This window comes from Pseudomonas sp. B21-051, from assembly GCF_024748795.1.
GTDB lineage: Bacteria > Pseudomonadota > Gammaproteobacteria > Pseudomonadales > Pseudomonadaceae > Aquipseudomonas > Aquipseudomonas putida_A.
On sequence record NZ_CP087166.1, the window covers coordinates 43,592 to 66,262 of the forward strand.

The following is a 22,671-nucleotide window of genomic DNA, read 5'->3' on the forward strand; positions in this document are numbered from 1 at the left end:
AACATTGATTCAGCCGCAAGATATTCGCGAGCAGGCTCGCTCCCACAGGGAATGAATTTCAAGGTGGGAGCGAGCCTGCTCGCGAAAGCGGCTTGAATAGCGACACGGATCTCCAAATCAGCCGTATGGAAGCCTGTTATGCGTTGCCTGTTGTTCGCCTGTCTGTTGCTCGGTTCCCTGCCCGCCTTCGCCGTTGATCGCTTTCAGGTCGAAGGCTACGCGCTGCCCAACGGTTTGCAGCTGTTGCTCAAGCCCGGCACCGAGCGCGGGCATGTGGCGATTCGTCTGGTGGTGGGCGTCGGTCTCGACGATTTCGACTGCGATGAAAAAGAGCTGCCGCACCTGCTTGAGCACCTGCTGTTCAGCGGCGTCGATGCCACTGGCGAAGGCGGCCTTGAGGAGCGCATGCAGGCGCTGGGTGGCGAGTGGAATGCGTTCACCAGCAACGCCGACACCACGTTTGTCATCGAAGCCCCGGCGAAGAACCAGCGCAAGGTCCTCGACCTGTTGCTCGACCTGCTGACCCAGACCCGCATCGACGACAACGCGATCAACGCCGCCAAACGCGTGGTCGAGCGCGAAGACGGCGGCCATTACACGCGCCTGCAACGCTTCCTCGACCGCCAGGATCTGGGTCACACCGCGAGCAATCAACTGGCGGTGGAACTGGGCCTGAAATGCCCGCAACGCGCTGAAGTCGGCCATCTGACCCAGAAGCAATTGGAGAAGGTGCGCAAGACCTGGTACGCGCCGAACAACATGACGCTGATCGTCGTCGGTGAACTCGACAAACTGCTGCCGGCCTATCTGGAACGCACCTGGGGCGCGCTTGAAGCGGTGGACCCCGCGGAGCACCGTGAGCTGCCGGACATCCGCACCAGCGCCGCCCATGAGCGCACCCTTACCCGCGGCTTCATCGGCGACAGCGCCAAGTTGCACTGGCTGGTGCCGGAGCCGATGCTCGACGATCAGTACGATGAAACCTTCGACATCCTCAAGGACTACCTCGACTGGGCGCTGTACCGGCAGATTCGTCTGAATCACGGCTTGTCCTACGGGCCTTGGGCCGAGCGCGAAGTGTTTGGCGGGGTCGGTTTCATGAGTCTCAATGCCGACGTCGATCGCGATGACGTCGACGAAGCCCGGCAAGTGCTGGAAGACCTCAAGGCCGACCTGCTGAAAAACGGCCTCGACCCGGACACTTTCGCCCGGATCAAACAGGCGGCCATCGCCCACCAGGCCTGGGCGGTACAGGGCAACAGTGCCATGGCGGATTACTACTGGAGCGCGCTGGGCGACTACGAGGACGGGCGCTTTGCCAACCCGGCCCGGGAGCTGCAAGGCGTGACCCTGGAAACGGCGAACAAGGCCATGCGCGAGTTGCTGTTGCAGCCGGGGTATCTGCGGATCGAGAAACCGTTGCTCAGTGATGATGAAGTGTTGTGGCTGATTGCCGGTGGCCTGGGCATGGTGTTGCTGGTGCTGATTGGCTGGCGCTTGCATCGCCGGGAAAAACACAAAGCCAAAGGATGAGGAAATCCTGTGGCGAGGGAGCTTGCTCCCGCTGGGCTGCGAAGCAGCCCCAAAACCGACGGCTGAGTTAATTCAGGAACACCGTGCACCCAGGTTTTGCGACTGCTGCGCAGTCGAGCGGGAGCAAGCTCCCTCGCCACAGAAATAAGAGGCTTTGCTGACCGGGAGCCTCGCCACGTCGCCCGGCGGACGGTACTCTGTCGAGGTTTTTTCCTACTCAGTCGTGAACCGCCAACATGCAGAAAATCCCCCTCCTGATCCAGCGCATTCTCGAGCTGGTGAAGCGCTATCCCGGGGTGATTGCGCTTGGCGGTTTCATCTCCGGGGTCGGCAGTTTCATTCTGGTCGATCGCCAGCAGGGACTGGCGAGCTGGATCACCATCATCATGCTGCTGAGCTGGATCTGGCTGATGCTGGAGAACACCCTGACCGGCCTGTTCACGCGCATCTTCAAGCGGGAGATCCCCCAGCCGCTGCTGCGTTACGCGACGCAGATGATCCATCAGGAAAGCCTGTTTTTCGTCCTGCCGTTCTTCTTCATCACCACCACCTGGAACAGCGGTCAACTGATCTTCACCGGCCTGCTGTGCATCGCCGCGCTGATCTCGATTGTCGATCCGCTCTATTACAAATGGCTGGCGCCACGGCGCTGGGCTTTTCTCGCGTTGCACACCCTGACCCTGTTCGCCGCCCTGCTCACCGCGCTGCCGGTGATCATGCACCTGACCACCGCGCAGAGTTTCAAATGGGCACTGGGCACGGCGGTGGTGTTGTCGTTCCCGAGTCTGGCGTCGATCTTCCCGATTCGCACCGTGCGCAACGCGCTGGCCATTCTGTGCATCACCTTCGGCATCGGCGCGGTCGGCTGGACCCTGCGCTCGTGGGTGCCGCCGGCGACGCTGTGGATGACCGACGTGGCGATCAGCACTCAGTTGCAGGATCGCACCCCGGGCGACAGCCTCGACCAGGTCAGCGCCGAGCAGATCCGCAACGGCGGTCTCTACGCCTACACCGCAATCAACGCGCCGCGCGGGCTGGATGAGCGGATCTACCACGTGTGGCAGTTCGACGGCAAAGAGGTCGACCGCATCGCCCTCGATATCCACGGCGGGCGCAAGGAAGGCTACCGGGCGTGGACGCACAAGCAGAACTTCCCCGGCAATCCGGCGGGCAAGTGGCAGGTGCGGGTGCTGACTGAAGATGGTCAGGTGATCGGCGTGCTGCGTTTCGAAGTGACCGACAGCACAGCGATCAAAGAAAAGTAATCCGGTTCGTGCTATTACGTTAGTTCGCTTAATAGCCGGACAAGCACGGAGCTTATGATCAGCAGCTCAATGAGGGGTAATGCCCAACTGGACACGTCAATCAGCCCTGCCCGCCTGCGGGTTTCCGGGGACTGGACGCTTGCCCATTACGCCGACCTCAAGCACCTGACCGACAAACTGACCGGCCAGTACGACGCCAATACCGTGGTCGACCTCAACAGCCTCGGTGCGCTCGACACCGCGGGCGCTTCCTTGCTGGTGGAACTGCTCGGTTCCGAGCGCCTCGGCAAATCCGCCGAACACCCCGACTGCACGATTTCCCAGGCTGACCGCGCGCTGCTGCAAACGGTGTATCGCTCGCTGACCGACTTTTGCGTGCCGATCAAAGAGCCGGAAGTCAGCGTCAGCGTGCAGCTGTTGACCCGCATCGGGCGCGCCGTGGAAACGGTCTGGCAGGACACCCTGCAGGTGCTGGGTTTCATCGGCCTGATCCTCGAAACCATCGCCCGCAACTTGTTGCGCCCCAAGCGCTGGCGCATCACCCCCGTCGTCGCCCACATCGAACAGACCGGCCTCGACGCCGCGCCGATCGTGGCGCTGCTGACCTTTCTGGTCGGCGCGGTGGTGGCGTTTCTCGGCGCCACGGTGCTGGCCAGTTTCGGCGCGACGATCTTTACCGTGGATCTGGTGGGCTTCTCCTTCCTGCGTGAGTTCGGTGTGTTGCTCACCGCGATCTTGATGGCCGGCCGCACCGCCAGTGCGTTCACCGCGCAGATCGGCTCGATGAAGGCCAACGAGGAGATCGACGCGATCCGCACCCTCGGCCTCGACCCGATGGAGCTGCTGGTGGTGCCGCGGGTACTAGCGATGCTGGTGGCGCTGCCGATGCTGACGTTTCTGGCGATGCTCTGCGGAATCATCGGCGGTGGCGTGGTGTGCGCGGTGTCGCTGGGAATTTCGCCGGCGATGTTTCTCTCGCTGCTCCAGAGCGACATCGGTATTCAGCACTTTCTGGTCGGCCTGGTGAAGGCGCCGATCTTTGCCTTCCTGATCGCCACGATCGGTTGTCTGGAAGGCTTCAAGGTCAGCGGCAGCGCCGAATCGGTCGGCGCGCACACCACGTCTGCCGTGGTGCAGTCGATTTTCGTGGTGATCGTGCTTGATGCGGTGGCTGCGCTGTTTTTCATGGAGATGGGCTGGTGAGTCGTCTACCCCGCGCGCCCTCGGAGGCGGTGATCGAAGTCCGTGGCCTGTGCAATCGCTTTGGCAGCCAGAGCGTGCACGAAAACCTTGATCTGGATTTGTACAAGGGCGAAATCCTCGCCGTGGTCGGCGGTTCCGGCAGCGGTAAATCGGTGCTGCTGCGCAGCATTGTCGGCCTTCGCCGGCCCAGCGAAGGCAACGTGAAAGTGTTCGGGCAGAACCTGCCGAGCCTGTCCGAACATGAGCGTTCGCTGGTCGAGCGGCGCTTTGGCGTGTTGTTCCAGAAAGGCGCGCTGTTCTCCTCGCTGACGGTGACCGAAAACGTCGCCCTGCCGCTGATCGAACACGCCGGTCTGAGCCGCAACGACGCCGAGCATCTGGCGGCGGTGAAGCTGGCGCTGGCCGGGCTGCCGCTGTCGGCGGCGGACAAATACCCGGCCTCGCTGTCCGGCGGAATGATCAAGCGCGCTGCGCTGGCGCGGGCCCTTGCGCTGGATCCGGACATTCTGTTTCTCGACGAACCCACCGCCGGCCTAGATCCCATTGGCGCGGCGCAGTTCGATCAACTGATCCTGACCCTGCGCGATGCGCTGGGCCTGAGTGTGTTTCTGGTGACCCACGACCTCGACACGCTCTACACCATCACCGATCGCGTGGCGGTGCTGGCGCAGAAGAAAGTGCTGGTGGCCGGCCCGATCGATGTGGTCTCGGAAACCAACGACGCGTGGATTCACGAATACTTCCACGGCCCGCGCGGCCGCTCGGCGCTGGACGCCGCCAAATTGCTCAACGAGGTCTGACATGGAAACCCGAGCCCATCATGTGTTGATCGGCCTGTTCTCGGTGATAGTGGTGGCAGGCGCCCTGCTCTTCGGCCTGTGGCTGGCCAAGTCCAGCGTCGATTCCGAGTTCAAGGATTACGAAGTAGTGTTCAACGAGGCGGTCAGCGGCCTGTCCAAGGGCAGCCCGGTGCAGTACAGCGGGATCAAGGTCGGCGATGTGGTCAACCTGCGTCTCGACCCGAAAGACCCACGCCGGGTGCTGGCGCGGATTCGTCTGGGCGGTGACACCCCGGTCAAGGAAGACACCCAGGCCAAACTGGCGCTGGCCGGGATCACTGGCACCTCGATCATCCAGCTCAGCGGTGGCACTCCAGAAAGTCCGAAACTGCGCGGGCATGACGGCGAATTGCCGACCATCGTCGCGGCGCCCTCGCCCATTTCCCGGCTGCTCAACGACAGCAACGACCTGATGACTGGCATCACCGCGCTGCTGAGCAACGCTAATCAGATGTTTTCTCAGGAGAACGTCGAGCGCGTCAGCAACACCCTGGCGCATCTGGAGCAGACCACCGGTTCGATCAACGATCAGCGCGGCGACCTGCGCCAGGCCATGCAGCAACTGGCGAGCGTCGGCAAGCAGGCCGGCAGCATGCTCGAACAAACCTCGGCGCTGATGCGCAACGCCAACGGCTTGCTCAACGATCAGGGCAAGCAGGCGCTGGGCAGTGCCGAGCAGGCGATGAAGTCGCTGGAACAGAGCAGCGCCACCATCAACGGCCTGCTGAGCAAGAACCAGAACTCGCTCGACAACGGAATGCAGGGCCTCAATGGCCTGGCGCCGGCGATCCGCGAACTGCGCGAGACCCTGACTTCGCTGCGCGGCATTTCCCAACGTCTGGAGGCCAACCCCAGCGGCTACCTGCTGGGCAGTGACAAGAACAAGGAATTCACCCCATGAAGCTGACTCACTTCGCTCTCCTCGCCAGCCTCGCCTTGACCAGCGCCTGCTCGATCCTGCCCAAGGCCGAACCTTCGGACGTCTATCGCCTGCCCGCCACACAAGCGCCCGCCTCGCCCAGTTCGGCGGCGACCCAGCACTGGTCGCTGCGCCTGAACAAGTTGCAGGCCAGCGAAGCGCTGAACCGGCCGAACATCGCGGTGATTCCACAGGGTGATGTGATCAGCAGCTACAAGGCTTCGCGCTGGAGCGATCCGGCGCCGGTGCTGGTGCGTAATCGGCTGCTGGATGGTTTTGCCCGTGATGGGCGGGTGACGCTGCTCAGCACCGATGACAGCAACTTCGCTGCGGATCTGGAACTGGGCGGCAGCTTGCAGGCGTTTCAGACCGAGTATCAGGGTAATCAGGCCAGCGTGGTGGTGCGCGTCGATGCGCTGCTGGTGCGCGGCTATGACCAGAAGATTCTCGCCAGCCGCCGCTTTGAAGAGCGTCAGCCTTTGAATGATGTGCAGGTGCCAGCGGTGGTGGCGGGGTTTGGACAGGCCAGTGATCGGCTCACTGCAAAGGTTGTCGCGTGGGCCGTAGATCAAGGCCAGCAATTGGCTCCAGTTAAGCCCTGAAGTCGCCAAGATCGCAGCTTTCGGCAGCTCCTACAGGGTTATGTGCCTCTGTAGGAGCTGCCGAAGGCTGCGATCTTTTGCTTCAACCAAAAAACCAGTAGCAGACGCCAATCGCGCCGAGCACGCCGGCCAGTTCCGCCAGCAGCGCACAGCCCACCGCATGCCGTGCACGCTGAATCCCCACCGCACCGAAATACACCGCCAGCACATAGAAGGTGGTCTCGGTACTGCCCTGAATCGTCGCCGCCACCAGTGACGGGAAGCTGTCGACGCCGGAGGTCTTCATGGTCTCGATCAGCATCGCTCGTGCGGCGCTGCCGGAAAACGGTTTGACCATCGCCGTCGGCAACGCATCGACAAAACGCGTATCCCACCCGGCCCACTGCACCAGATGCCGAATGCCATCCAGACCAAAGTCCAGCGCGCCCGAGGCACGCAGCACGCCAATCGCGCAGAGCATCGCCACCAGATACGGCAGCAGGTTCTTGGCGACGTCGAAGCCCTCCTTCGCGCCCTCGACGAACGCTTCGTAAACCTTGACCTTGCGTAACGCGCCGATCACCAGGAACAGCATGATCAGGCCGAACAGCGTCAGGTTACCAAGGATCGACGACAACCCGGCCAGCGCCGTGGCCGACATCGTCGCCAGCAGCGCCATGAAGCCGCCGAGGATCAGTGCGCCGGGAATCAGATAGGCCAGCACCACCGGGTCCCAGATGCGCAGGCGCTGCATGAACGCCACCGAAAGGAAGCCGACGATGGTCGAGCAACTGGTCGCCAGCAGGATCGGCAGAAACACCAGAGTCGGGTCTGGTGCGCCTTGCTGGGCGCGGTACATGAAGATTGTCACCGGCAACAGGGTCAGCGACGAGGCGTTGAGCACCAGGAACAGGATCTGCGCGTTGCTGGCGATGGTCGCGCTGGGGTTGAGCTCCTGCAGCGCCTTCATCGCCTTGAGGCCGATCGGCGTGGCGGCGTTGTCCAGGCCCAGACCGTTGGCGGCGAAGTTCAGGGTGATCAGACCGAGCGCCGGGTGCCCGGCCGGGACTTCCGGCATCAGCCGCAGGAACAGCGGCCCGAGCACCTTGGCCAGCCATTCGACGATCCCGGCCTTCTCGGCGATGCGCAGAAAGCCCAGCCACAGGGTCAGTGTGCCGAACAGCAGCACCATGACCTCGACCGAGAGTTTGGCCATGGCGAAAATGCTTTCCACCATCGCCGCGAAAATCCCGGCGTTGCCACCGACCAGCCACTGCACCAGCGCAGATATTGCTGCCACGACGAAGAAGCCAAGCCACAGGCCATTAAGCATCAGTCAAATCCCCCGGAAGATGCGGCGAATGATAGCGGGGTCGCCAGAAACGACAAACCCCGGATTTCTCCGGGGTTTGTCGGTACGGCTGGCCTCAATCACCTGTAGGAGCTGCCGAAGGCTGCGATCTTTAAAAGCAAGATCAAAAGATCGCAGCCTGCGGCAGCTCCTACAGGGATTCACTATCAGTTCTTGCTGATTTCACCAGCCGGGAGTTTTTCCTTGCTGCGCCAGTGTGGCAGAGAGTTCCAGTAGCGCTGGCCCTTGGCGGCGTCGTACATGCCTTCCCAACGCGCGATCACCAGCACTGCCAGGGCGTTGCCGATCACGTTCAGTGCGGTACGCGCCATGTCCATGATGCGGTCGACACCGGCGATGAACGCCAGGCCTTCCAGCGGGATACCGACGCTGCCCAGCGTCGCCAGCAGCACCACGAAGGACACGCCCGGTACGCCGGCGATGCCTTTGGAGGTGACCATCAGGGTCAGCACCAGCAGCAATTGCTGGCTGATCGACAGGTCGATGCCGTACAGCTGGGCAATGAAGATCGCGGCGATCGACTGGTACAGGGTCGAACCGTCGAGGTTGAACGAATAGCCGGTCGGTACCACGAAGCTGCAAATGGCTTTCGGTGCGCCGTAGGCTTCCATCTTCTCGATCACGCGTGGCAGCACGGTTTCCGAGGAGGCGGTGGAGTAAGCCAGCACCAGCTCGTCCTTGAAGATGCGCATCAGCTTGATCACCGAGAAGCCGAACAGCTTGGCGATCAGGCCCAGCACCACGAAGGCGAAGAAGGCGATGGCGACGTAAACCAGAATCACCAGTTTGGCCAGCGGCAGCAGCGAGGCGAAACCGAAGTTGGCCACGGTCACCGCGATCAGGGCGAACACGCCGATCGGCGCGTAGTTCATGATCATGTGGGTGACTTTGAACATGCTTTCCGAGACGCCCTGGAATATCTTCACCAGCGGCTCGCGCAGGTCCGACTGCAGGCTCGACAGACCGAGACCGAACAGCACGGAGAAGAAGATGATCGGCAGCATTTCACCGCGGGCCATGGCCGCGAAGATGTTCGACGGGATCAGGTTGAGGATGGTCTCGATGAACGCGTGTTCATGTTGCACTTCGGCGGCGGTCGCCTGGTACTTGGAGATATCCACCGTGCCCAGGGTGCTCATGTCGATGCCGGCGCCCGGGTGGAACAGGTTGGCCAGCAGCAGGCCGACGATGATCGCGATGGTGGTGACGATTTCGAAGTAGATGATGGTCTTCAGACCGATACGCCCGAGTTTCTTGGCGTCGCCCACGCCGGCGATGCCGACGATCAGGGAGGAGATGACGATCGGGATCACGATCATCTTGATCAGACGGATAAAGATATCGCCTGCCGGTTGCAGGACGTTGCTGATCCACCAGGCTTTCTCGGCACTGAAGTGGTTGAGCAACGCACCAATTGCAATCCCTAAAACCAGACCGATGAGGATCTGCCAGGCGAGGCTGAGTTTTGCCTTCTTCATTATCTTTACCCTTACTTGCGTTTGACTCAGGCACATGCAGGAACTGGAACGCTCTGTCAGCGGAAAAGTCTGTGCATCTGCCTCCGTATAAGGTGCCCCGAAGCGCGTATTTACGGCTCTTCGGCAGGCGAAAAAAGGCGCAACTATTCCGATGCAAGGTTGCGCCGTCTAATGCCGTAAACGCCTACCCTATGCCGAATCGGCATGAGCTTTTTTAATTGAAACTGGCGTCCCAACCGGTTCGATTACGACATTTCAGCCGGCATAAGTGCCGTGAACCGGCCATTGCAGCGTAGATTGGTTATTTTTTAAACGAGAAATTTCGACGGAAATCTTAAGAAAAAGCCTACGTTTGCAGACTAGATGTCCCACTGTTTAAAGGGACTCTTTCTCGATATACGGTCGCCAGGAAACACCGCGTAATGTTTTCGCGTGCAGTGTGAGGCATAAAAAGATGAGCAGGACGCTCTGGATCAATGTTTTTGCATCGGATAAAGCTCAGCGCAAGTCCGTCGAACCACTGAGGGTCGGCGAACCTGCGTCGCAGCTTTTACCCTGACCCGGCCCTCGCGCAGGCACTCCCTGTACCCGTAGGTCACTCCGACCCTGCAACAGTCAGAACGTCCCGGCCCCCTGGTCATGCGCCGGCCTTCCTCGGGTAGGCGCAATAAAGGGCAGCGGGGCGCTGCCCTCATGTTCGAATCAATACCAGTTCGGATCTTTTTTCAGCGTTTCCATCAGCAGGTTCTGCATACCTTCATCCGGTTTGCCGAGGAAGCGGTAGGTGGCATGTCGCGTTGGCGACTTGTCGGCCGGCAGTCCTTCGGGCACATCGACGAGCATGGCATATGCATCTTTCTTGTCGAAGCTGAAGGCCACGATCAAGCGGTGGTTGAGGCACTTGTCTGCGGATTCACAGAGCGGGCCGACCAGGTACTTGTCGCCGTCTTCAGTCACGGCATTCATCTGCTGGTCTGGCGTGCCGGACAGGTTCATCACCCATTCCGGCAGGCGTTCTTCGTGCTTCACAACGCCTTGCCAGGTTTCGCGGTATTGCGGGTCGGAGCTGAGCAGCTCGTTGACCCGCGCCTGGCCATCATTGGCCGCCATCGCCATGGCACTACCGCCCATAAGCAGGGCGGCTGCCAGTGTCTTCAAAGCGATCATCGTTAACCTCGGCCGCGACGGCCAAAGAAGAAGGAAGCGATGAACATCACCAGGAACACGACAAAGAGAATCTTGGCGATACCCGTGGCGGTGCCCGCGATACCACCGAAGCCCAATACGGCGGCGATGATGGCAATGATCAAGAATGTAATTGCCCAGCTCAACATGGTGATTCTCCTTACTTCTCTATTTAGGGATATTGCGTGTTCCGGCGCGATGCGCCTGAATTCTTCGGTTCGTCAGAAAACCCAGCGCTCTTCACGTGGCAGTTGATCCAGCGGCTGCGGCTGATCGACATCCATCATGCGCATCGAGGCGCTTTCGGCCTGACTGCTGCTGACGGCGCTGAAGTGCGTCTGCGTGCTGTGCTGCATCGAGATCAGTGGCTCAGGCTTGCGGCTGTTTTCCCAGCTCAGGTATTGCTGGCAGGCGATCAGGGTGATCAACAGTGCAAGTACGCCAAACAGGCCTTGCTGGATATGCAGTGGCGAGATACGCACTTGGGCGGCACGTTGGCGAGTCATCCTGGGTTCCTCACTCTCTTATTCGGTTTGGGCAGTGGAATCTGCCCGGGCTGAATGAGGTATTGCAGGCTGCATGCCAGTTTTTTATTTGAAAAATAATCAATAAAATCAATAAGTTATAGTTGAAGGAAATTCAGCGATGGAAGCATCCTGCACGATGGGTCATCTACGGTCGTGCGAAATGCATGATTATTTCGTAGGAGATTTCATTCTTATGGAATTGAGAGCACGTCCCGGATGTCAGAAAAGTACGCAGGGAACCCTCTGCAAATCGGTGATTGTTTAAAAATTCAACAAAATCAATGGATTGGCCGTCAAGGCAGGAGAGAGCTACCCTCCTATGGCTCGCATCGTTCAGAATCAACCATGCAACTTGCCCGATTTTTCCGGGACTAACCCAAGATCAATCACTATGGAGCGTAGGAAAAATGGAATCTGCCACTGAGCATCAAGGCCGCATTCTGCTGGTGGACGACGAGTCCGCCATCCTGCGAACCTTTCGTTACTGCCTAGAAGACGAAGGTTATACGGTGGCCACCGCCAACAGCGCGGCTCAGGCCGAGGCATTGTTGCAGCGCCAGGTGTTCGACCTGTGCTTCCTTGATTTACGTCTGGGTGAAGACAACGGTCTCGATGTACTGGCGCAGATGCGCGTTCAGGCGCCATGGATGCGGGTGGTGATCGTCACCGCGCACTCGGCGGTCGATACCGCGGTGGACGCGATTCAGGCGGGCGCCGCCGACTATCTGGTCAAACCGTGCAGCCCCGACCAGTTGCGTCTGGCCACGGCCAAGCAACTGGAAGTGCGCCAGCTCTCGGCGCGTCTGGAAGCTCTCGAAGGCGAGATCCGCAAACCCAAGGACGGCCTCGACTCTCACAGCCCGGCGATGAAAGTGGTGCTGGAAACTGCGCGGCAGGTTGCCGGTACCGACGCCAACATCCTTATCCTCGGCGAATCCGGCACGGGTAAAGGGGAACTGGCCCGGGCCATTCATGGTTGGAGCAAACGCGAGAAGAAGTCCTGCGTGACCATCAACTGCCCGTCATTAACCGCAGAATTGATGGAAAGCGAGCTGTTCGGCCACAGTCGCGGTGCGTTTACCGGCGCCAGTGAGAGCACCCTGGGTCGGGTCAATCAGGCGGATGGCGGCACGCTGTTTCTCGATGAGATCGGCGACTTTCCGCTGACTTTGCAACCCAAGTTGCTGCGTTTCATCCAGGACAAGGAATACGAGCGGGTAGGGGATCCAGTGACCCGCCGCGCCGATGTGCGGATTCTCGCCGCGACCAACCTTAATCTCGAAGACATGGTGCGCGACGGGCGCTTCCGTGAAGACCTGTTATACCGCCTCAACGTGATCACCCTGCATCTGCCGCCATTGCGCGAACGTGCCGAAGACATCCTGACCCTGGCCGACCGCTTCCTCGCGCGCTTCGTCAAAGAGTACGCACGCCCGGCCCGAGGCTTCAGTGACGAAGCGCGAGAGGCGCTGCTGGGTTATCGCTGGCCGGGCAACATCCGTGAGCTACGTAACGTGGTGGAACGGGCGAGCATTATCTGCCCGCAGGAACGCGTGGAAATCAGCCACCTCGGCATGGCCGAGCAACCGGCGAACAACGCCCCTCGAGTCGGCGCCGCGCTGAGCCTCGATGAACTGGAAAAAGCCCACATCGGCGCAGTGCTGGCGACGGCGGGCACTCTGGATCAGGCAGCGAAAACCCTGGGCATCGACGCGTCGACCCTGTATCGCAAGCGCAAGCAGTACAACCTGTGAGCGCCCGACGATGAAACTGGCGATGAAGTTGCGCACTCGCTTGTTCCTGAGTATTTCTGCGCTGATCACGGTCGCCTTGCTCGGGCTGTTGCTCGGTCTGGTCAGCGTGATGCAAATGGCTGGTACTCAGGAAGCTACGATCCGCAGCAACTTCGTGACCCTCGACCTGGGGCTCAAATTGCGCCAGACCCTCGGCGACCAGTTGGTGCTGATGCTGGCCGAGAAGCCCGATCCCGCCGCGTTCGAAGCGTCAAAGCAGCATTACCTGCAATTGCTTGATGAAGGCATTTCGCAGGAGTCAGACGGCGATGGCCGCCAGTACGGGTTTACCCAGGCCAAGGCCGACTACCTGAGTTTTCTCCAGGCGTTCGAGCTGTCGCGTGATCCGGGCAATGTGCTCAGCGGCAACAGCGACCTCAGAGAACGCTTCAACATCTTGCGCAATGGTTTGATTGCCGAGCACAAGCATGCGCTGGACAACATCAACGCGGTGCAGCATGACGCCCGGGAAAGGGCGCTGCTGGTCTCTGGTCTGCTCGGGCTGGTGGGACTGGCGGTGCTGATCATCGGCTTTGTCACGGCCCATGCGATTGCCCGGCGTTTCGGCGCGCCGATCAAGGCGCTGGCGCAAGCGGCGGATAACATCGGCCAGGGCAATTTCGAGGTGACGCTGCCGATTTCCTCGGCGATGGAAATGAACCAGCTGACCAAGCGCTTCGGGCTGATGGCCGAGGCGCTGCGCGAACATCAGGCGACCAACGTCGACGAACTGCTGGCCGGTCAGCAGCGCTTGCAGGCGGTGCTCGACAGTATCGACGATGGCTTGCTGATGATTGACCGCGAAGGGCATCTGGAGCACCTCAATCCAGTGGCTCAGCGTCAGTTGGGCTGGGACAGTGATCGACTCGGTCAGGGCTTGGGCACAGCGCTGGAGCGCCCGGAACTCGACGCACAACTGCAACTGGTGCTGCGCGGCGGCACCCTTGAGCGTGCTCCGGACGATTTGAGCATCGAGGTCGATGGCGAATCACGTCTGCTGACTTACAGCCTGACGCCGGTCAGCCACACCCAGGGGCATATTCTTGGTGCGGTGATGGTGCTGCACGACGTCACCGAGCAGCGCGCCTTCGAGCGCGTACGCAGCGAGTTCGTGCTGCGTGCCTCCCATGAGCTGCGCACGCCGGTCACCGGCATGCACATGGCGTTCGGGCTGTTTCGCGAGCGGGCGAAGTTTCCCCCGGAGTCACGTGAGGCGGACCTGCTCGACACGGTCAACGAAGAGATGCAGCGCCTGATGCAGTTGATCAACGACTTGCTCAATTTCTCGCGTTATCAGAACGGCTTGCAGAAACTCACCCTGGCGCCGTGCTCCATCGAGGACTTGCTGGAGCAGGCGCAGTTGCGCTTCGCCGATTCAGCGGCGGCCAAGGGCGTTGCCTTGAACGTCGAAGTGCAGGGGCCGTTGCCGCGCCTGCAGGCCGATCAGGCGCAGCTCGATCGGGTGCTGGATAACCTGATCGATAACGCCCTGCGCCACACTGCCCGCGACGGGCAGATTCGCCTGCAGGCGCGTCGACATGGCGAGCGCGTCATCATCAGCGTCGAAGACAACGGCGAAGGCATTGCCTACGGGCAGCAGGGGCGGATTTTCGAACCGTTCGTGCAGGTCGGGCGCAAGAAGGGCGGCGCCGGGCTCGGTTTGGCTTTGTGCAAGGAAATTGTGCAGTTGCATGGCGGGCGCATGGGCGTCTATTCGCGGCCGGGGCAGGGCACGCAGTTCTACATGGCGCTGGCGGTCTAGGCTTCGTCATCCAGCCGGCGTCCGGCGAGGCGTCGTCCACGGGTGATCAGTTCGATGAACTGCACCGCACTCAAAGCCTGGGCGAACAGCCAGCCCTGACCGAACTTGACTCCCTCACTGCTGAGAAACACGGCTTGCGCTTCATGCTCGATGCCCTCGGCAATCACTTTCAGATCCAGTGCCTGCGCCATGTGAATGATGTGCGGAGCAACGCCGCTGCTGGCCGCGTCATGACCGAGTGCGTCGATGAACGCCTTGTCGATTTTCAGGCAGTCCACCGGCAACGTTTGCAGGTAGGCGAGGCTGCAATAACCGGTGCCGAAGTCGTCGATCAGCACCTGATGGCCGACATCGCGCAAGGCTTGCAGGTTCTCCCGGGCCACCACCACATCGATCAGCCCGCGTTCGGTAACTTCGAAGGCAATCTGCCGCGCCGCGACCCGATGCAAGGTCAACAGCCTGGCCATGACCTGGCCGATGCGCGGCACCATTACATCGCACGCCGCGAGGTTGACCGAGATATACAGCTGCGGATTGGCGCGCAGCACTGGTCCCAATTGTTCCAGCAGCCGCTGCAGGACGAAATCGGTCATCTGCCGAATCTGCCCGGTGTTTTCCGCCAGCGGAATGAACAGGTCGGGGCTGGTCAAGGTGCCATCCGGGCGGCGCCAGCGCAGCAGGGCTTCGGCGCCCACGCAATTGCGGCTGTCGAGGTCGAAGATCGGTTGATACAGCACTTGCAGCTCGCCACGCCGAATCGCGCCCTGGAGTTCGGCGTCCAATGACTGGCGCTGGCGCACCAGCAGAAACACGAAGAAACCGGCAAACGCCCCCAGCAGCAGGCAGGCCGGCACCATCCACCACCAGACGGTGGGGACGTGCATGCCGCTGCGCGGAGTGATCAGCACCAATTGGTATTCCGGATTGTTGGTTGGCATGCGGTAGATCAGCCGTGACTGGGTGACTTGCAGGGCTTCGCGGCTCTTCGGTGGCCAGGCTTCGCTCGGTGGCCAGGTCTGCGCGGTGCCGAGTACCGGAATCGCTCGCCTGCCATGATCGAGTACCACCAGCAGGCTGCTGTCCGGTGGCAGGTCGACCATGTCGGTCAAATGCCCGCGCGATGTCGCCACACGGAAATTGCCGCGCCCGAGCATCAGCGCCGCGCGGTTTTCATCGGGTTCGGTGGTGGTGTTGAGCCAGTAGCTGTAAGTCGGGCCCTTGATGTCCGGCGCGCGGACGACCGAAAGCCCCTCCTGCCGGGGGCGGTTGGAGCAGATCCGCGAGCCATCCATGTAGGCCGCTTCATAGACGAAGCGATAGTTGAAAGTGACCTGTTGCAAGGTCGCGATCATTTCCTCATCGCAACTGCGCAACGGCTGCGCCTGGAGGTCGTCGAGACTTTCGCGCAATTGCCCGAACAGTTGCTCGAGGCGGGCTAGAAAACGCTCGCCCTGGGCGTTCATCTCCTGGCTTTCGTTCTGTTCGATCTGGCGCATGGCGACGAACATTCCGCCGGCGATCAGCAGGCTTGCACTGAGGACAGCCGCGATCATCGCCAAAAACCACGGGCGATAAAACCAGCTACGCAGCGTCGCTCGGGTAGCAACCATCATGGAATATCCGAAGAATTACCAATGAGTTATAGCTGCTGATTACGATTTCGCCCTGACCGTCGGGCGGGCGTCATTATTTTGTCTGATTGAGTACCAGCAACAACGCGGCTGTTTGCGCGTCCGGCAAACCGTCGAAACGGGAAGGGCGGAAGTGCATCTGGAACGCTGCGAGCACATGGCGCGTCGCTACATCCAGCTCGCCGGTTTGCGGGGTGTCGTAACCGACACGCGCCAGTTGTTCCTGGAACCAGCTAATGCTCGGCAGTTCGGCGTTGAACTGTGCCTGCTGCCGCGCCACCGCTTGTTCATTAGGCCATACGCCCAAGCCTTCGGCGGCCAGACGTTTCCACGGGAACAGTGGGCCGGGGTCGAGTTTGCGCAGGGGCGCGATGTCGCTGTGACCGATGATATGGCGCGGGCTGATGCCCTGACGCTGGCTGATGTCCTTGAGCAGGACGATAAGCGATTGAATTTGCGCTTCGCTGTACGGGAACCAGAGGCGCCCGGTCGGCGTGTCCTTGAAACCCGGATTGACGATTTCGATGCCGATCGAGCTTGAGTTGAGCCAGGTGCGGCCCTGCCATTGGCTTTCGCCGGCGTGCCAGGCGCGCTGGTTTTCATCCATCAGCTTGTAGATGGTGCCGCCCTTGTCATCGCCGATCAGGTAGTGGCTGCTGACTTCGCCGTGGGTCAGCAGTTGCAGCGAACGCGCAAGGGACGCCGAGGTGTAATGCACGATCACGAACTGCACGCGGCTGTCGTGATTGGCCGAAGGATGGCTGGTGTCGTAACGCGGGCCGCTGGCACAACCGGCCAGAACGAGCAGCGACGCGAGAAGGGTAAAAAATTTCATGGCAGGAGGCAGTACACGCAAGACAGTAATGCAACAGTGTAACGTACTGCCTCGGGTCTCGACGGCCGGCGGGCTGAATTAAACACAATGGAACAATTACTCAGCCCAGCTCGACCCGGTTGCGCCCGGCATTTTTCGCCCGATACAACGCCTGATCGGCTCTTTTGAGTACCAGATCGCTGTGTTCTCCCGGGCGGAACGACGCCAGGCCCATGGAAATGGTGATCGTCACCCGTTCGCCCTTGAAGTGAAACGGGCAGGCTTCGATCGCCGCGCGCAGGGTCTCCAGCAGTTTGGCACCCACCGCAGGCGTGGTCGCCGGCAACAGCAGCACGAACTCCTCGCCACCAAAACGGGCAATGAAATCCGCTGCGCGCAGGCGTTTGCGCAGCACTGTGGCGATGATCTTCAGTACCTTGTCGCCGGCCAGATGGCCGTAGTTGTCATTGATGCGCTTGAAATGATCGAGGTCGAGCATCGCCAGGCTCAAGGTGTTGCCGTGTTGCTGCCACTGATTGATCTCGTGTTCCAGCCTCTCGCTCCATGCAGCGCGGTTGGGCAGGCCGGTCAGCGGATCGATCAGGGCTTTCTGCCGCTGTTCTTCCAGATGCTCGCGGAAGCCCAGGGCTTCCTGCTCCATGTGCGCCACACGCTCAGCCAGGCCCTTGAGGCGTGCTGCCACTTCCTGCTCGCGGGCATCGCGTTGTTTCTGGTGCTGATCCATGGTGCCGAGCAGGCCTTCGAGATGGTTCTCCAGCACCTGCTTGAGGTCATCCAGATCGGCCGCTTCCTGCACGCTGGTTTGCAAGCCGTCGACCTGCTCGCGGATCTGCGTGTCCATCGCCCGCGCCGCCGAGCTGTTGTCGGCGTGTCCTTCGCTGGCGGCCTGCAGGTTGCTCTGGAACGCTTCGAGGCGTTCGTTGAGTTGTTGCAGATAGGCTTCGAATTCGTGCTGTCCGCTGTCGGTGATTGCCAGCATCAACGTTGCAAGATCGTCGAGAATCGGCAGCAGTTCGTACCAGTTCAAACCATTTTTCAAGCGATCGCGCATTGCCTCGGCCTGCGGGCGATGGCGCTCGGGCAACGTCAGGTCGTCGAGCAGCCCGATCAGCGTGTCTTCGATGTGTTTGGCCACTGAACTGTAAGACGGCTCCGGGGAATCGGGCAGGGCGTACAGAATGTCCTGCTCGGGTTGCTCCGGATCGATGGCGGCCAAAGCCTGGGCAATCGGTTCGGGCAGGGGCAGACTATCGAGGAGCAACGGTGCCGGGATGTCGCCCGGGTGGATCAACTCGTCGGGGTTGAACGCGGCAGCAGGTGCTGGCGCCGTGATCGGGGTGGTCGGCCGTTCGGCTTCAGGTTCGGCCGCTGGTAGTGCGGGTGCAGCAACGGGTTCGCTGATCGGCTCGGCAGCAATGACCGGAGGCACGAACGCGAACACAGATGATTCGGCCTCAGGCTGCACTGCTGGCGTTTGCTTAAGCTCGGCCTCTGGTGGTTGCGCGATGGCCGCTACGGTGACGGGTGCTGCCGGAATCGGCTCGACCGCTGCGGTTGGCGCGGGTACCGGCTCAGGCGCAGGTTCAGCGTTGGCCGGCGTCGGCGTCGGCGTCGGTGCCTGAGGCTGATCCGAAGACTCTGGCACCCCTTCACTGTCACGGCTGCCAAACAGGCGCTGCAAAAAGCCCGGGCGGTCGGGCTCGGCCGGTGTTTCCAGCTGGCTCAACGCCTTGCCCTGCAAACCACTGAGTTCGCTCAGCAGCAGCGGCATTTCCCGCGCCTGGCCGACCCGACTGTCGAGTTGCTTGGCGAATTTCTTCAGCGGTTGCGCGACTTCCCGTGGCAGCGGCAACGCTTGCAGTTGGGTGACCAGTGCGGTCAGCGCGGTGCTGACCTGATCGATTCGGGTTTCGCGACGTTGCTCGGAATCGAGCACGGCTTTTTCCAGGCGCGGCAGCAGGGCGGCGAGGCCGGCGTCCATGTCGTCGGTGCGCACCACATCGCGCATCTCTTTCATGCACTGATCAACGACCTTGTCGGTGCCTTCAGCGGCCAGCGTGCTGCGCACCAGACCGCGGCGCAGCAAGTCGAGCCGGGCGGCCCAGCGACGTTCGAGCTTGTCCTGTTGTTCGATGCTTTTGAGGTACTTCTCTTTCCAGCGCTGGGCGTCGTCGCTCATTCAGGGGTTCCGCGAGGGGCAGGACTCAACGCGGGCAACGCATCGGCCGTGAGCGAACCCGGCAGACGAATCTCTACCGCGACCGGCAGGTGATCGGAAATGGGTTGGGCCAGCACTTCGACCTTTTCCAGGGTCAGGGTCGGGCTGAGCAAAATATGATCAAGGCATCGCTGTGGCCGCCAGCTGGGAAACGTGGCTTGCATCTGCGGGGCCAGCAGGCCGAGATCGCGTAACGGTGACTGTTGTAGCAGATCACTGGCATGGGTGTTCATGTCGCCCATCAATATCTGGTGCTTGTAGCCACTGATCAGGTCACGAATATAGGCCAGTTGCAGGCTGCGCACCCGTGCGCCGAGCGCCAGATGCATCATCACCACCACCAGCGCCTCCGGACCTTCACCGAAGCGCAGCAGGATCGCGCCGCGACCTTTGGGGCCGGGCAGCGGATGATCTTCGATCGCCCACGGCTTCAGGCGACTGAGCACGCCATTGCTGTGCTGGGCCAGTCGGCCGAGGTTGCGATTGAGTTGTTGATACCAGTAGGGGAAGGCGCCGAGGTGGGCCAGGTGTTCGACTTGATTGACGTAGCCCGAGCGCAGACTGCCGCCATCGGCTTCCTGCAGGGCGACCAGATCGAAGTCGCCAAGCAGGTCACCGATCTTCTGCAGATTGCCTGAGCGCCCGGTGTGCGGCAGCAGGTGCTGCCAGCTGCGGGTCAGATAATGCCGATAGCGCTCGGTGCTGATGCCGACCTGGATATTGAAGCTGAGCAGGCGCAGACGATGGTCTGCGGGCAGGCCCGTGGACTCCAGGTGATGCTCGTTGACCTGCGGGTCATGCAGGCCAACGCTGCGTTCGGTGCCCCAGCGGCGCATGGCGATGACCGCGCTTAGTTGGCAGCTGCCTTGTTGGCCGCTCGCTCTTTGGCCACCAGTTGATCAGCCAGTTTCAAGGCTTCTTCGGCACCACCGGCCGAGCCGATGTCGAAGCGGTATTTGCCGTTGACGATCATGGTTGGCACGCCAGTGATTTCATACTTCTTGGCCAGTTCACGTGCCTTGACGATCTGACCTTTGATGGCGAACGAATCAAAGGTGGCGAGGAACTTGTCCTTGTCCACGCCCTGAGTGGCGAGGAAATCAGCCATATCGTTCTTGTCGGTCAGCTTCTTGTGTTGTTTCTGGATGGCTTCAAACACGGCGGCGTGAACCTTGTGCTCGACACCCATCGCTTCCAGGGTCAGGAACATCTGGCCGTGAGCATCCCACGGGCCGCCGAACATGGCAGGAATGCGCACGAAGTTGACGTCGGACGGCAGTTTTTCAACCCATGGATTGATCACCGGCTCAAACGCGTAGCAGTGCGGGCAGCCATACCAGAACAGCTCGACCACTTCGATCTTGCCAGGCTCTGCCACCGGTACCGGGTTGGCCAGCTCGACATAAGGGGCGGCCGGTGCTTCAGCGGCCTGCGCGGTCACGCCGAACAGGCTGGCAGCGACGAGAGCGGCGCTGATGATCAGATTACGCATGCTTTACTCCTGGACAATTTTGGTCGCCTCGCGCGACCTGTTTTCAGACAGATCCTGGCGGGCATGAGTTCTGTAGTGTAACGGCAGCAGCCACAAAAAAGGGCGGCCAAAGCCACCCTTTTTATACTTGATGCGTCGGATTAATCGAGCGTTAACGTTGCAGGAGATGTCCATCACCGGTAACGCACGATTCAGGGCGGTTAGTGCAGGCCCTGGATATAGCTGGAGACCGCGGCAATGTCTTCATCACTCAAGCGCTTGGCGATGGTCTGCATCGTCATGGTGTCGCCGTCGTTGTTGCGGCCGCCTTCTTCCTTACGGAAATCGGTCAGTTGCTTGGCGATGTATTGAGCGTGTTGACCACCCAGATGCGGGAAGCCGGCGGCGGCGTTGCCGGCGCCATTCGGCGAGTGGCAACCGGTGCAGGCTGGCAGCCCCTTGGCCAGATTACCGCCGCGGAACAAAGCTTCACCGCGAGCGACGATCTTCGGATCGGCTGCGCCGACGCTGCCTTTCTGGCTGGCGAAGTAGGCTGCGATGTCAGCCAGATCCTGGTCGCTCAGGTTGGTCAGCAGGCCAGTCATTTCCAGAACGGTGCGCTTGCCCGACTTGATGTCGTGCAGTTGCTTGGTCAGGTAGCGTTCACCTTGACCTGCCAGTTTCGGGAAGTTTGGCGCCATGCTGTTCCCGTCCGGGCCATGGCAGGCTCCGCAGACGGCAGCTTTGGCCTGGCCGGCGGCGGCATCACCGGCAGCATGGGCGAAGCCTGAAATTCCCACGGTCAACAGCAGACTCACGATCAATTTGTTCATCAGCTAATCCAACTACGGCTAAGGGTTAAGAGTTATGGACCGGGCTTACTCTCGCTCATCCAAAGGATGATGGCCTGGTAATCCTCGGCACTGCAGTCCATGCACAAACCACGCGGCGGCATCGCCTTGAAACCCTGGGTCACGTGTTGCACCAGCGTCTCCATACCTTTCGCCAACCTCGGCGTCCAAGCTGCCTGATCGCCTCTTTCGGGCGCCATGGGTAGTTGGCCGGAATGACAGGCACCACAAACACGGTTGTACACGGCTTCCGGTTCCTGTGTAGCCTGTGCGCCGCAAAGCGGTATCAGGACTCCGGCAGCCAGCAGCCATTTCGTCATAAAACGACCTTTTCAGGGTTGAGAGCGTTCTGCGTTCTGATGCGCAATCAAGGTCTTTGGCTCTCGTGAACTTCATCCTTCGCTGGGACAAAGCACACACAAAATCTGCGGCATTATATACTGGCGTCACTGAAACGGAAGCGACACCGCGTTCCGCGCCCAATCCCGGCGCCGCCCACATCGGAAATCCCATGCAACTCAAGAATCCCATCCTCGGCCTGTGCCAACAGTCCACGTTCATGCTCAGTGCCGCCAAAGTCGATCAATGCCCTGACGACGAAGGCTTCGAAGTGGCGTTCGCCGGTCGTTCCAACGCCGGTAAATCAAGCGCACTGAACACCCTGACTCACGCCAGTCTGGCGCGCACCTCGAAAACTCCGGGTCGCACACAGCTGTTGAACTTCTTCAAGCTAGACGATGAACGGCGTCTGGTCGACCTGCCGGGCTACGGTTATGCAAAAGTACCGATCCCGCTCAAGCAACACTGGCAGCGTCACCTCGAGGCGTACCTCGGTGGCCGCGAGAGTTTGAAGGGTTTGATTCTGATGATGGACATCCGTCATCCAATGACCGACTTCGACCTGCTGATGCTCGACTGGGCGGTTGCCGCCGGCATGCCGATGCACATTCTGCTGACCAAGGCCGACAAACTGACCTATGGCGCAGCCAAGAACACGCTGCTCAAGGTGCAGTCGGAAATCCGCAAGGGCTGGGGTGATCTGGTGACGATCCAGCTGTTCTCGGCGCCAAAACGCATGGGCCTGGAAGAGGCTTACACTGTGTTGGCAGGCTGGATGGAACTGGCAGACAAGGGCGCCGAAGCGGCGACCGAGACAGAATAAGGGAATTTCAAAACTGTCTGTGGTGCTGCCAGGCAAGGCAAAAGTG

The 22,671-nt window shown here is 60.9% G+C and carries 21 protein-coding genes; 9 read left to right on the forward strand and 12 right to left on the reverse strand.

Annotated elements, in window-relative coordinates; all coding sequences use genetic code 11:
- Positions 1-138: 138 nt before the first annotated feature.
- From LOY52_RS00210 to LOY52_RS00235, 6 genes are all read left to right on the forward strand, one after another.
- A complete protein-coding gene (locus LOY52_RS00210) occupies positions 139-1,533 on the forward strand; it encodes a pitrilysin family protein (RefSeq protein WP_258677568.1) in 1,395 nt (464 codons plus the stop codon).
- Between the two features lie 236 nt (positions 1,534-1,769).
- Positions 1,770-2,798 carry a DUF2914 domain-containing protein gene (locus LOY52_RS00215; protein ID WP_258677570.1) on the forward strand — a complete coding sequence of 343 codons (1,029 nt, stop codon included), beginning with the start codon at positions 1,770-1,772 and terminating at the stop codon, positions 2,796-2,798.
- Between the two features lie 54 nt (positions 2,799-2,852).
- Positions 2,853-4,001: an ABC transporter permease gene (locus tag LOY52_RS00220; protein WP_258677572.1), complete on the forward strand. Its 1,149-nt coding sequence runs from the start codon at positions 2,853-2,855 to the stop codon at positions 3,999-4,001.
- On the forward strand, positions 3,998-4,801 hold the full coding sequence (locus tag LOY52_RS00225; RefSeq protein WP_258677574.1) for an ABC transporter ATP-binding protein: 804 nt from the start codon (positions 3,998-4,000) through the stop codon (positions 4,799-4,801). The genes LOY52_RS00220 and LOY52_RS00225 overlap by 4 nt, the downstream gene beginning before the upstream one ends.
- A gap of 1 nt (position 4,802) precedes the next feature.
- Positions 4,803-5,741, forward strand: a complete 939-nt coding sequence (locus tag LOY52_RS00230) for an MlaD family protein (RefSeq protein WP_097090206.1) — start codon at positions 4,803-4,805, stop codon at positions 5,739-5,741.
- A complete protein-coding gene (locus LOY52_RS00235) occupies positions 5,738-6,361 on the forward strand; it encodes an ABC-type transport auxiliary lipoprotein family protein (RefSeq protein WP_258677578.1) in 624 nt (207 codons plus the stop codon). The genes LOY52_RS00230 and LOY52_RS00235 overlap by 4 nt, the downstream gene beginning before the upstream one ends.
- A gap of 82 nt (positions 6,362-6,443) precedes the next feature.
- Here the strand turns inward: LOY52_RS00235 and LOY52_RS00240 are convergent, their stop codons facing one another.
- The 5 genes from LOY52_RS00240 to LOY52_RS00260 form a co-directional block, all read right to left on the reverse strand.
- Positions 6,444-7,673 carry a nucleoside recognition domain-containing protein gene (locus tag LOY52_RS00240; protein ID WP_025112290.1) on the reverse strand — a complete coding sequence of 410 codons (1,230 nt, stop codon included), beginning with the start codon at positions 7,671-7,673 and terminating at the stop codon, positions 6,444-6,446.
- Positions 7,674-7,858: 185 nt separating this feature from the next.
- Complete coding sequence (gene gltP, locus LOY52_RS00245) at positions 7,859-9,190, reverse strand: glutamate/aspartate:proton symporter GltP (protein WP_258677583.1); 1,332 nt, start codon at positions 9,188-9,190, stop codon at positions 7,859-7,861.
- 702 nt (positions 9,191-9,892) lie between these two features.
- Positions 9,893-10,357, reverse strand: a complete 465-nt coding sequence (locus LOY52_RS00250; protein ID WP_258677585.1) for an inhibitor of vertebrate lysozyme family protein — start codon at positions 10,355-10,357, stop codon at positions 9,893-9,895.
- 2 nt (positions 10,358-10,359) lie between these two features.
- Entirely contained in the window at positions 10,360-10,524 is a 165-nt protein-coding gene (locus tag LOY52_RS00255; protein WP_003177151.1) for a DUF1328 domain-containing protein, read from the reverse strand.
- A gap of 72 nt (positions 10,525-10,596) precedes the next feature.
- Positions 10,597-10,881 (reverse strand): hypothetical protein, encoded by a 285-nt coding sequence (locus tag LOY52_RS00260; protein ID WP_258677587.1) that lies wholly within the window; start codon positions 10,879-10,881, stop codon positions 10,597-10,599.
- Between the two features lie 428 nt (positions 10,882-11,309).
- Between LOY52_RS00260 and algB the strand changes: the two genes are divergently transcribed.
- Both algB and LOY52_RS00270 read left to right on the forward strand, forming a co-directional pair.
- Positions 11,310-12,656, forward strand: coding sequence for a sigma-54-dependent response regulator transcription factor AlgB (gene algB, locus LOY52_RS00265; RefSeq protein ID WP_003220286.1), 1,347 nt, complete (start codon positions 11,310-11,312; stop codon positions 12,654-12,656).
- A gap of 10 nt (positions 12,657-12,666) precedes the next feature.
- Entirely contained in the window at positions 12,667-14,457 is a 1,791-nt protein-coding gene (locus tag LOY52_RS00270; protein ID WP_258677589.1) for a KinB sensor domain-containing domain, read from the forward strand.
- Here the strand turns inward: LOY52_RS00270 and LOY52_RS00275 are convergent.
- The 7 genes from LOY52_RS00275 to LOY52_RS00305 form a co-directional block, all read right to left on the reverse strand.
- Positions 14,454-16,067: an EAL domain-containing protein gene (locus LOY52_RS00275; RefSeq protein ID WP_408980450.1), complete on the reverse strand. Its 1,614-nt coding sequence runs from the start codon at positions 16,065-16,067 to the stop codon at positions 14,454-14,456. The genes LOY52_RS00270 and LOY52_RS00275 overlap by 4 nt on opposite strands.
- A gap of 76 nt (positions 16,068-16,143) precedes the next feature.
- Entirely contained in the window at positions 16,144-16,923 is a 780-nt protein-coding gene (locus LOY52_RS00280) for an N-acetylmuramoyl-L-alanine amidase (protein ID WP_258677593.1), read from the reverse strand.
- A 100-nt stretch (positions 16,924-17,023) separates the two neighbouring features.
- The gene (locus LOY52_RS00285; protein WP_258677595.1) at positions 17,024-19,102 is read right to left on the reverse strand and encodes a GGDEF domain-containing protein; all 2,079 of its coding nucleotides are present in this window, start codon (positions 19,100-19,102) and stop codon (positions 17,024-17,026) included.
- The gene (locus LOY52_RS00290) at positions 19,099-19,977 is read right to left on the reverse strand and encodes an endonuclease/exonuclease/phosphatase family protein (protein ID WP_027610242.1); all 879 of its coding nucleotides are present in this window, start codon (positions 19,975-19,977) and stop codon (positions 19,099-19,101) included. The genes LOY52_RS00285 and LOY52_RS00290 overlap by 4 nt, the downstream gene beginning before the upstream one ends.
- A 14-nt stretch (positions 19,978-19,991) precedes the next feature.
- A complete protein-coding gene (locus LOY52_RS00295; protein ID WP_222017468.1) occupies positions 19,992-20,633 on the reverse strand; it encodes a thiol:disulfide interchange protein DsbA/DsbL in 642 nt (213 codons plus the stop codon).
- Positions 20,634-20,833: 200 nt separating this feature from the next.
- Complete coding sequence (locus LOY52_RS00300; RefSeq protein WP_016986443.1) at positions 20,834-21,445, reverse strand: cytochrome c; 612 nt, start codon at positions 21,443-21,445, stop codon at positions 20,834-20,836.
- A gap of 32 nt (positions 21,446-21,477) precedes the next feature.
- Positions 21,478-21,783 carry a cytochrome c5 family protein gene (locus LOY52_RS00305; protein WP_041073683.1) on the reverse strand — a complete coding sequence of 102 codons (306 nt, stop codon included), beginning with the start codon at positions 21,781-21,783 and terminating at the stop codon, positions 21,478-21,480.
- A 191-nt stretch (positions 21,784-21,974) separates the two neighbouring features.
- On the opposite strand from LOY52_RS00305, the gene yihA reads away from it, so the two are divergent.
- A complete protein-coding gene (gene yihA / locus LOY52_RS00310) occupies positions 21,975-22,625 on the forward strand; it encodes a ribosome biogenesis GTP-binding protein YihA/YsxC (RefSeq protein WP_258677601.1) in 651 nt (216 codons plus the stop codon).
- Positions 22,626-22,671 lie beyond the last annotated feature (46 nt).

Coding starts and splice junctions, on each gene's coding strand:
- LOY52_RS00210 (WP_258677568.1), top strand. CDS start 139: ATGCGTTGCCTGTTGTTCGCCTGTCTGTTGCTCGGTTCCCTGCCCGCC.
- LOY52_RS00215 (WP_258677570.1), top strand. CDS start 1,770: ATGCAGAAAATCCCCCTCCTGATCCAGCGCATTCTCGAGCTGGTGAAG.
- LOY52_RS00220 (WP_258677572.1), top strand. CDS start 2,853: ATGATCAGCAGCTCAATGAGGGGTAATGCCCAACTGGACACGTCAATC.
- LOY52_RS00230 (WP_097090206.1), top strand. CDS start 4,803: ATGGAAACCCGAGCCCATCATGTGTTGATCGGCCTGTTCTCGGTGATA.
- LOY52_RS00235 (WP_258677578.1), top strand. CDS start 5,738: ATGAAGCTGACTCACTTCGCTCTCCTCGCCAGCCTCGCCTTGACCAGC.
- LOY52_RS00240 (WP_025112290.1), bottom strand. CDS start 7,673: ATGCTTAATGGCCTGTGGCTTGGCTTCTTCGTCGTGGCAGCAATATCT.
- gltP (WP_258677583.1), bottom strand. CDS start 9,190: ATGAAGAAGGCAAAACTCAGCCTCGCCTGGCAGATCCTCATCGGTCTG.
- LOY52_RS00250 (WP_258677585.1), bottom strand. CDS start 10,357: ATGATCGCTTTGAAGACACTGGCAGCCGCCCTGCTTATGGGCGGTAGT.
- LOY52_RS00255 (WP_003177151.1), bottom strand. CDS start 10,524: ATGTTGAGCTGGGCAATTACATTCTTGATCATTGCCATCATCGCCGCC.
- LOY52_RS00260 (WP_258677587.1), bottom strand. CDS start 10,881: ATGACTCGCCAACGTGCCGCCCAAGTGCGTATCTCGCCACTGCATATC.
- algB (WP_003220286.1), top strand. CDS start 11,310: ATGGAATCTGCCACTGAGCATCAAGGCCGCATTCTGCTGGTGGACGAC.
- LOY52_RS00270 (WP_258677589.1), top strand. CDS start 12,667: ATGAAACTGGCGATGAAGTTGCGCACTCGCTTGTTCCTGAGTATTTCT.
- LOY52_RS00275 (WP_408980450.1), bottom strand. CDS start 16,067: ATGGTTGCTACCCGAGCGACGCTGCGTAGCTGGTTTTATCGCCCGTGG.
- LOY52_RS00280 (WP_258677593.1), bottom strand. CDS start 16,923: ATGAAATTTTTTACCCTTCTCGCGTCGCTGCTCGTTCTGGCCGGTTGT.
- LOY52_RS00285 (WP_258677595.1), bottom strand. CDS start 19,102: ATGAGCGACGACGCCCAGCGCTGGAAAGAGAAGTACCTCAAAAGCATC.
- LOY52_RS00290 (WP_027610242.1), bottom strand. CDS start 19,977: ATGCGCCGCTGGGGCACCGAACGCAGCGTTGGCCTGCATGACCCGCAG.
- LOY52_RS00295 (WP_222017468.1), bottom strand. CDS start 20,633: ATGCGTAATCTGATCATCAGCGCCGCTCTCGTCGCTGCCAGCCTGTTC.
- LOY52_RS00300 (WP_016986443.1), bottom strand. CDS start 21,445: ATGAACAAATTGATCGTGAGTCTGCTGTTGACCGTGGGAATTTCAGGC.
- LOY52_RS00305 (WP_041073683.1), bottom strand. CDS start 21,783: ATGACGAAATGGCTGCTGGCTGCCGGAGTCCTGATACCGCTTTGCGGC.
- yihA (WP_258677601.1), top strand. CDS start 21,975: ATGCAACTCAAGAATCCCATCCTCGGCCTGTGCCAACAGTCCACGTTC.